Origin of the sequence: Paenibacillus luteus (genome assembly GCF_006542765.1) — a bacterium.
GTDB classification, from domain to species: Bacteria; Bacillota; Bacilli; order Paenibacillales; family Paenibacillaceae; genus Pristimantibacillus; species Pristimantibacillus luteus.
In genome coordinates this window covers 238,589-252,008 of record NZ_SKCD01000055.1, presented here as the reverse complement: position 1 = coordinate 252,008, position 13,420 = coordinate 238,589, and the positions used below count along the sequence as shown (strand labels likewise).

The following is a 13,420-nucleotide window of genomic DNA, read 5'->3' as shown; positions in this document are numbered from 1 at the left end:
CAGGTCATGGCTAATGATGATTGAGTTAGCCAATTTGACTCTTATGATAACGCTTTATTTAAGCAGCGGACAGGAGGCAACCCTGCGAAATCGTTTGCTGGACTACTGAGTTTCGATTCGATTGTAGACCTCCCATTCCGTTGCTTTCGCAGCGGAGCCCAGCCCCTTCGTGACCTGCTCCTCATACCTGCGCTCCCCCTCCGCAACTGAGAGGCCATCGCGCTCCCTAAGCATTTCCTTGTACTGAAGGACCATATTGCTGAACAAATAATCATAATAAGTATTTTCCTCATACTGCAATGGGCCGTATAGAAGCTCCTTCTTTTCCGCTGCCTTCAGGCGTCGCTCATTTTCCTTCTGCCAGTCCTCCCGAAACGCTGTATAATCAATGCGCTCAACGATCCCCTCGTCTTTGGCGATTATTTGCTGAACCTTGATGCGGACAGCCTCCTCAAGCGCTGCCGCTTTAAGCCAATCAATCGGTCTTTCCCCCTCGTAGTCAGTGGTCCAATATTCAGCACTGTCCTCCGCTTGGTAGGTGTCGAAAAAATACCGGATCGTTTCGCTTCGCTTACGTGCCATGAGCAGCGCAAGCTCGCCTAAGCGAATGGGCTCCCCATTTACCTTGGCGACAATTTCATCCGCGTGTACGTTAGAGGCTATACTTTCCTTGCCGCCATCGTGATGAACCGCACAGCCTCCAAGAATGGCGGCAAGCAGACATGCGAAAATAACCCCGAGCCTTTTTTTGATCATAAGGTCCCGCCTTTCTATAAGAAGCGCGCGGGGCAGCCGTCATGCTGCCCTTCACGCGCCGAATGTTCATTCCTGCTATTTAGAGATTACGATACGGCCAAGCTGCGTCCCCCATGCGGAAGTTGTGTCCGAGAACTCTACCTTTAAGTAATTCGTGCCAACAGGCAGATTAGCGATCGGCGTATATTGCGTAGCAGCCCACCCTGCCGCTGTTGCCACCGGTGTCGTATTGGAGCTGGATACCAGCGTCCAGGTCGTGCCGTTTGGCGAGGAATAGAACTTCACCTTAGTTAGATTAATGTTAAATTCATAAATGCTCGCGGTAAACTGCAGCATGTCGGCATAGTTATAAATCACATAGCCCGTAGCCGTAGAGCTGCGCTTGATCCGTGAAGCATCCCCGTTAAAATAAGCCGGATTCGTCGTATCAAACTCCATATTCGTGGAATGGGAGCTGGATACGCTCCAGTCAGAAGCCTCGTCAATCAGCTGGGTTGGTGCAGTGAACGTTCCGGCTTCATGGAAGCCTCTGCTCGGCGCGGCGGTGTTGGATAGGATATCGCCAAAATAATCTTTTCCGCCATTGCCTGCGATAAGCAGCCCGCTTCCTGCTGCGGGAGATGCGCTCGCCAGCTTGTAGCCATCTGCCGTGCTAAGTCCCGGCGCGCTGCTGCCTGCGCTCACAAACAGCGGATTCGAAGTCAGCTTATGGGCATCTGCCGGCTCGCTTGCCGGATGGTTGCCATAGAACAAGTTGTAGTCAAAGGTGGCGCCTACGCTTGGATAAGAATAGGTGCCGCTGCCCATGTTGTAGATCACGTTATTTTTGAAGCTCCAGTTTCCTGGCGTGCTGGCATCGCAACCGTCGCAATAGATCGGATTTTTGAGCCCCGAGCCAATGTAGATCGTGTTGTTATAAATATTAGTGCCCTCCGGCACGCCCCATGAAAAGGTGAAAACCCCTTTCTCCCCTCCATAAGCATCGTTTACGCTGAGGTTGTAACGGATCGTGCTCGTGTTGGTGTAGGGTCCCATCAATAGGATAAAACCGCCCTCATTGTCATGGCTGTAATTGTGCTGGAGGATGGCGCCGTAATGGCCCAAATCGATATCAAAGCCCTGTCCGTCCGTATCCGTCGTTCGAGTCCCATACGCTTCGTTGTACTGTACAATCGTTCCGATAGAACGGGTTGGCCAAATGCCCGCGCTGGCATTCATGTTGAAGCCGGCAATCATTTTTTGCCCTGCGCCATTAGCGACGTTGTATTGAATAATGGAATCCTTGAATCCAAAAACCAAAATTCCGTCACCGTCCGTATAGGAAACGCTATTATTTTGCACCTTCAGGCCGGTGCTGAGCTGCGAGGCGACGACAACCGTCTGGTCGCCCGTATGATAGCTGGCATCCCAAATGTTAATGCCGTTCCGTCCGACATGATCGACGGTATTGTTCTCCACAATAACATCGTTGAAGCCGTCGTACCCGCCGCCAGCGAACATGCTTATGCCGCCGTTCGTATGCGGCGCAACTGCTCCGCAGTTAAAGCAGCCATTTACGTCATGAACGTAATTATTGGCGATTCGGAAATAATTAAGCTTCCCGCCGCCGTTCGACTCGATATAAATCCCGTGCCGAGGAACTCCGCCCACCGTAGCCGTTCCCGAATTGTCTGAGCCTGAATGGTTGGTGATCTCCAAATTTTGAATGACCCAATACTGCTGGTTGACCAAATAAACGGCTGCACCGGAAGCGATGCTTCCGCCGTTAATAAGCGGACGGCTCCCCGTACCGTAGGCATCAATCGTAATCGGATTGCCCGCGCTGCCGGAGCCAAGCGGATGCAGCTGCCCATTCCAGCTGCCCCCTTTTTTGAACAAAATTTTGTCGCCGGGCTGGAACGTGACCGCATTTACTTTCGTTAGTGTTTTCCATGCTGTACTCGTGCTAGTACCGCTCGCAGAGTCGCTGCCAGCTGCTGAATCGACGTAGTAGGTCGTGTTTGCCGCGTAAGCCTTGTCGCTTGAGCCCGGCAATCCTAACGTCGATACGAGCAAAATTGCGATGATAGCCAGCATGCCCCATTTTCGTGCAAGAGTCATCCTAAACATTTCGTTGCCTCCCCTTAATGAGATATAAAACGCTTGCCCCGTTCCTCCTTCCCCAGGTCATGGGCGTTCCGAGGGCTGCCTTACACTCGTACGCACCTCAAATGTAAGCGATTGCATCAATTTTGATTAGGGGGCAATACTGCGAAATGGTTGAAAAATCGGTTCAAATGTGCCCTATTTACCGCTCTAGCAGCGGCTATCCTCCACATATGCATCCAAACAGCTCGCTTACAACGCATTTTGAACAAAAAAGGGTACCTACGTTGTATGGTCTACAACATAAGTACCCGCGAGCTCAACAAATAAGGCATTTACTAGCAGGAGAGCGATAGAGCAAATTAAACAAGCCGATACACTTGAATATCTCCCGCTTCCAGCTGAATGTTCAGAAGTTCGGTGGCAGCAACAGACTTGGAAACAGCGGCGGAGCCGTCTTCAAACCAAGGCAGCGCTTGACCGAAAGCTGCAGGGAGCTGTACCGTTCCGTAGGTCGCTTCTACTCCCCAGTTATGAACGAATAGCAGTCGCTCCAGCTTGCCTTCATGCTCCCGCTCCAACAGATCGGCTCTAAGCGTGCCGCTTTGGACTTCAACGTACGGCTGCAGCGCCAGCTCTTCCTTGAGGAGGCTGCCGATCATTTGCAATGTGCCTGTGCTTCCGTTTTGCCAATAGGCCGCGGCGAGCAAGGTACCGATCCACACGGCTTTGCCTTTGCCGTAGCTTGAGCTGGTCATCGCTGCCGATTGGTCTTCCGCAAAATGAGCCAAAACCTTTACGCCGTCTTGCAGCTCAATATCGGATTTATAATAGTAGCCAGCTCCGGCCAAAGGAGCCCCATCGGCATTTGCGGCTGTACGGCTGACCAGCGGAATTGTCGTTGTGGATTGAATTGTTACGTTGTGGTAGCTGTGATCCAGATGCTCAACGGAATGAATCCACGTCTCGCGGACGCCAAATACTTCGTCAAATCCGTAGCCGGGAACCTGGTAGCTGTGGCTGCCATTCTCCGCCATAAGCGCTCCGAAGGAGCATTCCGAGATCAGTGTTCCGCCATTTGCTACCCACTCCCGAATAACGCCGCATAGCTGCGCATTCAAATAAAGCGGATACGGCATCCATAAGCAGCGGAATTTAGCCAGTTCTTCCTGGGTGACATCTTTCTCATGAATGAATTCTACCTTGTAGTTCAAATCATGCAGCAGCTTATGAGCGCCCTGCACGGAATCGTTATAGGTGTCCAAATGCGTGTACACAGAGAAATTGGCAATCTGATTCTCTGGGCTGTACAAGATGGCAATGCCGTCCGACGGTCGGGCCGCCGTCTCCAGCAGCTCTCGGTTCGTTTGAATGGTCTGGTTCAAATCCGCCATATCCCTAAGCCAAGGCGTTTCGCTGCCATCCAAATAAGTGCTTCCCCACGCCGGTGCTTCATGGCCAAGCACTTCCGGCCTGTACTGCCAGAAGAGGAAGCCGCTAATGCCCCGTGCCAGCGGGATCAGAATATGCTGCTTTAATTCCCGGAATTCTAGCTTCTTCGGCTTCATGGCCGTATGGCCCGGAAGCGCATGGATTTCCGAATTGATCATTTTTTTGCCTTTGGCTGCCGAAATGAGCAGATCCGCCGACCAGGCGGAGGAGCCTAGGCTGTTGCCGAACAGATCGCACGGCTCTGCCAGCTTAAAATCATCCGAGCCCGCTGTCATCATGTTGAAGATCGGGGCAGGAACCGTATGCACCATGACCGGATTAGTCTGATCATGCGATTTTACAACCGTTACTCTGCGTTTAAGATCATCGGTTAGCGCATCGGACATGAATAGTCGCCAATCGACAAGATCATTAAATACCGCCTGCCCTCTTGGCGGCTCTGCTTCCGACCAATCCGTATAGGTGCGCTGCCATTTTTCGTTAAAATGGTCGATCGTTACGTACTTCTCCTTCAACCAATCTCCAAACGCTTCTTGGGAGCGTTCGCAATAACAAACCTGATTTTCATAGGCTAACGTTCGCTTGATGCCCGTCGTCAGCTCTGGTTCATTCCACAAATCCCAAACCCATAGGGCCGGATGGTCTTTAAAAGCAAGCACGGCCGCCTCAAGGAAACGGTCCTTCTCTTCTTGGGCAGGGCCATGATGATAGCAAGGGCCCGGCGCTCCGCCGATCTGCCGATAGCTCAGCGCCCTTGGCTCGATTACGGTTCCGTCCGCCGTCACCATTTTGGACTCAGGGTACTTCTTATAGAACCAGGCCGGAGCCACGTCGAAAATCACGTTTAAAACAACCTTCAAATGATACTTTGCCGCTAAGTCCATAAGCTCCTGGATATCATCGAACTTAAAAACGTTCTCCCTAGGAGCACTCGCGCGCCACTGTACCCAATATTTCACGCAGTTGAAGCCCATATCCGATATCCGTTTAAGATCCTGCTCCCATTGATCCCGGTAAGGGGTGGGAGACCTATAATATTGAAAGCCGAATGGTATGAAAGAATCTTGCTGCAACGATCGACACCCCGCAATGTTTGACTGATTTAACCCGCTTATTAATGCGCTTACATGCAGGTTATCCCTTAATGATAGCACTCGCCCAATTGGCTGCGACAGGAGGCAAGCCTGCGAAATCGTTTGCGAATTAGCCTTTTTTTGCGAAAAAAAGAAGATGCCCCATCCGGCATAAACCGAATGAAACACCTTCTTCCATTGCCGTTACAGACCTAGCAATCGGTAAATAATAGCCGAGGCTTCCGCTCGCGTCGTTAGACCCTTCGGCTTGTAGGAGCCGTCAGCGTATCCGTTAATAATACCCTCTTGCCGCAGAGCAGCGATGCTTTCAAGGGCAAAGCCACTAATGATGTTTTGATCTTTAAAAGGCTCCGCTTCGCTTGGTGTAGATGACTCGCCTAGAGCTGTTCCCCATGCACGGAAAGTGATGACTGCCATTTCCTCGCGAGTAATGACATCTGACGCTCCGAACATGCCGTTTCCTTTGCCATTTACGATGCCAAGCGCCTGCGCTGTCGAAACCGCCGAATAGTACCAAGCGTCCGCCTTAATATCTGCGAAGCCAGTGGATTTCGCATCATCTGCCGTTAGGCCAAGTGCGTTTACAAGCAGCTGCACGAATTCGGCGCGGGTAATGCTGCGGCTAGGCTCAAACCGCCCGTCGCCCACACCCTTCACGATCTCGCGTGCTGCCAAAGCTTCAATCATCGTTTTCGATGCCGCAGACGTATCGGTAAAATGAACATCCGCATAGGCCGCTCCATAGAAGCTTAAATGTTTAGGCTCGAACGTAAGCGTGCCTGACGCCGTATCATATTTCACCTGCTTAACAGCTTCCATCCGGCCATCTTCGCCAATGAAATAGGCTGCAACCTGATGCGCTTCTTCTCCCTGCTTCAGCTCGTATTTCACGGTTGCCGTCAAAGCCGGCTTGCCGTTAAACGCTTGAATCGCGATCCCGTCGATCTTCACTTTAAAATCGTAGACCGGGTTGCTTTTCCACTTTGCCTGTAAACTTTGCGGAAGCACTGTATTCTCTACCTCGGCAATCGTAATTTCCACTTCCTTGGAAGAGGAAGAAAGATGGCTTAAAAGATCTTCCACTGGAACTGCAATGGAAGCACCGTTAACCTTAACAACTACGGACTTCGCCTTGGTTCCCCAATCCTTAATGCTTGCTAGGGGAATATGAATGGACGCCCCTTTTAATGTCTCTCCGGACGCAATAACGTTAACCGTCACTCGCCCGTCTTGTGCGCCTTCAAGCGCTTTGGCAAGCTCTGCCTCTGTCACATTCACTTTGGCAATGCCTTGCTCGGCGCTCGCCGGTTTGGCCGTTATGATTCCTTTGTCCACAGTATTAGAGCTGCTGCCACTTCCAGTGCCGCTGCCAGTATCAGTGCCTCCGCCCGGTGTTGGCGGTTGGTCTGTTCCTGGCGCGAGCAATTGGAACGTACGGAAGAGCAACGGATCCTTGGCTCCGCCAATGCCAGAGCCCCACTCGATATAGCCCTTGCGTCCCCCACCGTCATTATCGTTGACTAGCATGGAGAAGCTTAAAGAGTCGCCTGCTGCCATCTTCATCGGATAAAGCTCGCTCCAAGGCAGCGCAAGCTCGTAAGTAGTCGTCTTTTGCTCCTCATTGCGAGTGACGTTGAGCTTTCCATTCGTTACCGCTCCCGTCGGTTTCCCTTGCATCGTCAACCAACGGTAGATTTGCGGGCCATCCGGAGTCTGCGATATTCCATACTCATACCAAGACTGGCTGTCTCCCGGTACGCCTGGCGCCACGCTAAACTGAATGCCGTCATTTTGCCAAATATTCGCACCAGAAGCTGCATGATTGAATACATCGTCTTTCATGTCAGCCATAAGATAGAAATTAGTCTCATCCCAACGAAGCTTTACCTTGCCGCTAAGATCATCGTCGCCTTTAAATCCGTTGATCATATTTTCACCCTGTGCCAAATCAATCGTGACAGGCTCGCGCTTGTCCGTTTGATGGAGGATTCGGTTGAAATCAATCTCTCTGGTGATGTGTATGCTCTCATAACCCGCAATTTCCACCGTCAGATCAAGCGGATAAAGGACGCCCTCGGACAAGCCTGGGAGAGGAATCACGTAGGTTGATTGCAAACCCGGTGAAACCGTAGGCACCTTCGTGTCCGTTCCGCTTATCGCGTTGGAACCGGCATCTGCGCCTACCTCCCATGAGATTTTGCCAATGCTTAAGCTGTCTACCGTAGAGCTGTTCGTAAATTGAAGGCGAAGCGATTTGCTTCCTTTGCCATCGTCAGTAATGCTCGGCATTACTTTCAGACCTTGATAATAAAGCCTTAAATCATCCTCGGGAGGCTCAGGCAGCGTTGCCGGATCAAGCCCCGCCCCACTGTATGCGCCGATATTTGGAGCTTCCGTTTGAGAAACCGGATTACCCCAGTAGTCCATGCCACCGTTGCCTGCAATCAGCTTGCCTGCACCAAGTGCAGGCGAACCTTCCCGCAATCGGTAACCGTCAACGGTACCCCAGCCCGTACCGCCGCCGCCCTGGTGGACCAGCATCGGGTTAGCCGTAATTTTATTGGCATCGGCCGGTTCGTTAAGCGGATGGTTGCCATAGAACAAGTTATGATCAAACTGTCCATTTACTCCAGGCAAATAGTAATCGCCCGTCCCAAGATTGTAGACCAGATTGTTCGTAAAGGAATACGGCGCATTCAAATCTCCCGCCTCATCCCACTCATGATCTATGACTCTCGTATTTTGACCCGTGCCAATGTAAATACTGTTGTTGTAAATTTGCGTGCCCGGCGTAACGCCGCCCGCAAAGTTGAACGTGTGCGTCAGGTCGTTCTGGCTAATGTTATACCTTACGATATTGTCCGATGATCCCGTTAGCACCCCAGGCGTCAGACGCGCATCCACGAACAAGATAAACCCGCCCTTATTGTTGTGGCTGTAGTTGTATTGTACGATGCTGTCCTTTGTGTCAATATCCAGGTTGAATCCTTGTCCATCGCCTTCCGGCTTGTTTGTGTTAAAGGATTCATTGTACTGTACGACATTGTTTTTGCCCCGCGTTGGCCAAATTGCAGCTGAGCCGTTAAACTCCCCAACCTCGGAGTAGTTCCCGCCGCCTTCTGCCACGTTATGCTCGATTAAAGCGCCATCCACGCCAAATGTTAGGATGCCGTCACTGTCTGCTTGCGTGACATGGTTTTGGCGGATGATCACGTTTGTCGATGCAAAATCCTGCCCGTTCCACCGCTGATCCCACACGACGATACCCGTCCGTCCGATCCGCTCTACCAAATTGCCTTGGATGAGAACATCGTCGAATTTATCCGTTGCCGTCGTTCCGCCTACATAAACCGATATTCCGCCGAACGCATGCGGGCCGCCTTCTGCCCCGGAGGTTGTCGGATATCTAAAGCTGCTCGATACGTCATGCACATAGTTGTTTAAAATTTTAATATTGCTAAGCGTGCCTGCATTTGCATTTTCAACCAAAATACCTTCGCGGTAAGTGGTGCCACGCTCTGCCGCGTAATTGGTTACCTCTAAATTTTGAATAATGACGTTGGAGGAATTACGCAAATATACAGCGCCGCCCGCCATGCCGCCTCCGTTAATAATCGGCTTGCTGCCGCTGCTGTACGAGTCGATAACGATTGGCGCTTCGCTTGAACCGCTGCCCTTTGGATACAGCCGTTCGTTCCAAACCCCGCCTTTCTTGAGCAAAATGCGGTCGCCTGCCGCAAAGGTCGTGTTGTTGACGTTTGCAAAGGTCTTCCATGCTGTGCTTTGCGATTTGCCGTCATTGCTGTCGCTGCCCGCTGCTGCGTCGACAAAATAGTCGCCCTCGCCTCCGGTGCCGCCTTCGCTGCCCGGAACGGTATTCGCAATCGCAACCGATCCAAGCTGCATCAGCCAATTGGCCGCATCACCCGATAATTCTACTTTTAAATAGTCGATATTGGCTGGGAGTGGACCGGCAGGCGTATAGGCAGCCCCGGACCACGCTCCATCCCCAGTGGACTGCGGCGTATCATGCACGGACGGAATTTCCGTCCAAACCGCTGCGTCCGAGGAACCGTAGAACTTTAGGATTCCGGTCGAACCTGCAAAGGAATGAAGCCGGGCCGAAAAATGCTGAATGCCGTGCAAATGGTAAACGACGGACTCATCCGAGACAGCCGTTCTTACGATTCTGGAGGCATCCCCCCCAAAAAAGGCTGGATTCGTGTCGTCCACCGACCAATTAGCGGTGTGCGAGAAAAGCTTGGAAACGTCATTCAACTCGTCGATAATCTTCTGTGGAGCTGTCGAAATATTAGATACCCTAACCGATCCAAGCTGCATCATCCAGTTGTCAACGTCACCGCTTACTTCGATTTTCAAATAATTGATGCTGCCAGGCAGCACTCCCGCAGGCTTATAAACCGTTCCATACCAGCCACTTCCAGTTCCCGCAGGATCCGTGTAGTTGGATGGAATCTCTGTCCAAGCCACAGTATCGGCGGAGCCGTAAAATTTCACGACAGCCGTCGAGCCGGAGAAATAATAGGCTTGAAGAGAAAAGGACTGAATGCCGGTTAGTTCATAGATGGCATACTCCGTCGTTGTTGACATTCTGACCAATCTGGACTCGTCCCCGTCAAAAAATTGCGGGTTCGTGTTGTCTAGGCTCCAGTTCTCGGAGGCCTCATAAATCTTGGAATTATCCGTTAACGCATCGTGAATCGATGCCGATTCATGCGCGGATACCACTGCGGCTGGCAGCGCCAGCATACAAAGCAGGGTGAATACCAGCGCTATATTGGTACATTTTTTCAGCATGGTGTATGACTCCTTCTCTTTAAAATTATAATTTCGTTTCTTAATGAAGCGCTTTCCTCAAGCTGCGAAGCTAAGATTCTATTGGCCTAGCCAAGCAAGGCCCGTTTTTTCTGCAGACTTGCCGTTCCACTCCACGACTGCCTCTTCCTGTGACTTCTCTACCGTTTGCTTAAATTGATCCGCTCGCAATTGGCTTGCGATGACGTCCTTCGCTTCATCATAGGGCAGTGCTAGGCTTTCGCCACGTGAGATGCAATAGAGGAGATGAATCGCATCATTTTCTTCAAAAATATCGCCAAGCTGACCGGTTTGCAGCTTCTCTGCGCTTTGCAGCACCGCGGGATTCTCTAACGCGGCGGTTCGGCGGGTGGCTTTCGTGACGCTCGCGTCCAGCACTTCGATGCCCAGACCGCTAGCGGTTTTGTCAAAAGCGGCCGGATCGGCAGCTTTATTCTTCAACTGCTGCATAACGCTCAGCGCCTCGTTCTTGTCGGTAAACGGTGTGCCTTCTCCATAAGAAAGCGCTGCCCATTTAAGCTTGATTTCCCCCGGTTGCGTATACTTAACTTGCTTGTTCGCTTCATACTCGCGCTTGACTTGCTCCTCCGAAATGGAGAGGCAGCCGCTCTTTTGCAGCGCTTCAGTCGTGGCGATTTCGAGATTGCTCATGTAATAGCTGAAGTAAGACGCCAGCTCAAAAGATATTGGGCCATAAACGACTTCACCCGCTGCAACGGCTTTGCTTCGCCTGGCGTTCTCGGCTTCCATCCCGCTAAGGAGTGACTCATAGCTCGTATCCGCGGCGACACCAACCTTCTCAGCTAACTGCTGCAGTACTTTGGCCTTTATCAGCTTGGATTTCGCTTCTTCCACCAGCATTTGAAGCGGAGTTTCGCCCGAGAAGGAATCTGTCCAAAATTGGTCGCTGTATTCAGCGGCGTAAACTTGCTTGAAATGGTCAGCCACGAGCGCTTTGCTCATATCCAGATACAAACCAAATTCAGCTGCCGAAACGCGCTGGCCATTCACGACAATGAAATCAGCAGCCGTGCCCGTTTTCTTCTGCATCGCTCCAGACAGTAGCAGACTCACCGTAAGCGCTATCAACATGAAAATAAACAAGGCCAGCTTTCGATTCCCACGCAGACGCTGCTCTTTATGCTTAACCGTTACCTCACCTTGCCACTTCCTCACGTCCATCCTCCTTCCCAAGCGTAACCGAACCAAATTCCCGCTAAAACGCCACTCCAGAGCCATTTAGATCTAAAAAGTAGACCTATTTCTCCCAAACTAGCTGCTTTACTCAAAATAGATCTAAAAACTAGATCTACCCCACTAAATAAGTTAGTTTCGAATGAAGTCACGGTGGGCGGGATACAAATGACCTTATTGAGCATGGAGTTAGCCCAGGAGTTAACTCAGTCCAGTTAGAAATTCCAGCTAGGAATGCTCTTATCGGATAAGAAACCACACATAAAAATAAAAAGTCACCAAAAGGTGACTAGGGACATGCCGCCCCTCTGCTAGACCTTTTTCAATAAGGAAAAAGCGATCTTTTTAAAGAAAAAGCTGCCCTTCAGCATCGAACACCTACTTTCAGGACAGCCACTTTCGATCTTAGCCCAACCTTCATTTCATTTGCAGCAAAGCTTATTGCACTTTATCCAGGTAATCCTTCTGGAAATCAGCAGCTGCTTTCTCCAGCAGTTGTGCCGGATCAGCGTTTTTGTTCGTTAGTACCGCTTGGATAACAACATCCAACGCTTTGTAAAGCTCTTGCGCATTCACTGGTACCTCTGGACGCAAGCCTGCGGAACCGTTATTCATGTAGTCATCGAACATCGCCATGTTTACGTTGGTGTATTTGTCGAGAATCGCTTGTTCAGCATTGATACGCTCCTCGTTCACCCATACGCGAAGGCCATGAGGGCCTACGATCAAGCCTTGCTCATTCGCCGTTTTGGATTGTGTTTCTAATCCGTTAAGTGCTTCCGCTGACGTTTGCGGTGAGAAGCCTCTCACATCCAGCCATTTGAATGCGGAATCCAATTGGTCAGGCGTCGCATCCGGCGCAAACATGTAAAGTCCACCGCCAAGCAATGTCGCGTTTCCTTTTGGTCCTGTCGGAAGCGCCGACATCGCCAGGTTATCCTTGGACATCTTCAGGTTTTGGACAATAGCGTTGCCCCAGTCCGAAATACCAAAGCTCATCGCTACTTGCTCCGTTCCGAACATTTGGAACAGGTCCGTGCCTACATCAACGAGATTATTCGCTGGCAGCACATCGTATTTCCATTTCAGGTCCTTCACGTATTGGAGAGCAGCTGCTGCTTCAGGCGTATTGAACACCGCTTTCCACTTGCCATCTACCTGCTCTTCAAATTCCGCACCGTAGGCCCAAGCGATGTTCATGAACATCCAGCCGCCTTGGTTGTTTTTTGTCGGGAAGAAGAAGCCGGACTTGCCTGTTTTTTCTTTAATCGTTTGAGCCGTTACCGCAAGCTCCTCGTAGGTTTTCGGGAACTTCGGCACGCCTTGGTCATCCAGAAGGCCCGCTTGCTTAAACAGGTTCACGTTGTACATTAAGCCCATAACGTAGCCGTCTTTTGGAATGCCGTAATATTTTCCGTCCTTTTGCACAAGCTTGAGCAGCTCAGGGTTAATCGACTTATCAAACTCGTTTTTGGTCATGATATCCGTAATATCAGCGGCGTAGTTCGCCTTGATAATTTTGTCCGCTTCAGTGAAGAACGTCTCATACACGGTAGGAAGCTCACCGCTTGCCGCTTTCGGCAGGAACGAGCTTACATCGTAGCCCCACTCGTCTTTATCAACCGTAATGAATGGATATTTCTCTTTCATCTTGTTAAGGTATTCTTCATACATCGCAACCTGAGCTTCTTCGTTCGGCTTAGGCCAGTTGCTGACTTTAATGGTCGTAGGCTTATCGCCAGACGGCTCTTCGGTCGCTGTGTTCGTTCCGCCACTGCTCGTTGCGGTCGGCTCCGCATTGTTATTGCTGTTTTTGCCGCAGCCTGAAATAACAAGAGCAAGCACGCACAACATCATGCAGGCAAGCTGCCAAGTGTTTCTTTTTTTCAAATTCATTGGTAATCCCCCAGCTTTCGATTTGGAATGATAATTATGAAATTCTTGAAGCGCTTTCTTTTGCCGGCAACTAAATGCTATCACACTCGTGATTGCATTCAGTAGGG

6 protein-coding genes are annotated in these 13,420 nt (G+C 50.8%); all 6 read right to left on the bottom strand.

The features are described from left to right. Positions 1-102: 102 nt before the first annotated feature. A complete protein-coding gene (locus E0496_RS29610) occupies positions 103-756 on the bottom strand; it encodes a hypothetical protein (RefSeq protein WP_141505496.1) in 654 nt (217 codons plus the stop codon). A gap of 75 nt (positions 757-831) precedes the next feature. After that, a complete protein-coding gene (locus E0496_RS29605) occupies positions 832-2,865 on the bottom strand; it encodes a right-handed parallel beta-helix repeat-containing protein (protein ID WP_141505494.1) in 2,034 nt (677 codons plus the stop codon). Positions 2,866-3,203: 338 nt separating this feature from the next. Further along, positions 3,204-5,366: a beta-galactosidase gene (locus E0496_RS29600; protein ID WP_161601635.1), complete on the bottom strand. Its 2,163-nt coding sequence runs from the start codon at positions 5,364-5,366 to the stop codon at positions 3,204-3,206. Positions 5,367-5,570: 204 nt separating this feature from the next. Next, entirely contained in the window at positions 5,571-10,205 is a 4,635-nt protein-coding gene (locus tag E0496_RS29595) for an S-layer homology domain-containing protein (RefSeq protein WP_141505490.1), read from the bottom strand. A gap of 78 nt (positions 10,206-10,283) precedes the next feature. Next, entirely contained in the window at positions 10,284-11,399 is a 1,116-nt protein-coding gene (locus E0496_RS29590) for a peptidyl-prolyl cis-trans isomerase (protein WP_161601634.1), read from the bottom strand. Positions 11,400-11,855: 456 nt separating this feature from the next. Then, a complete protein-coding gene (locus E0496_RS29585) occupies positions 11,856-13,313 on the bottom strand; it encodes an ABC transporter substrate-binding protein (protein WP_141505486.1) in 1,458 nt (485 codons plus the stop codon). Between the last annotated feature and the right edge of the window lie 107 nt (positions 13,314-13,420).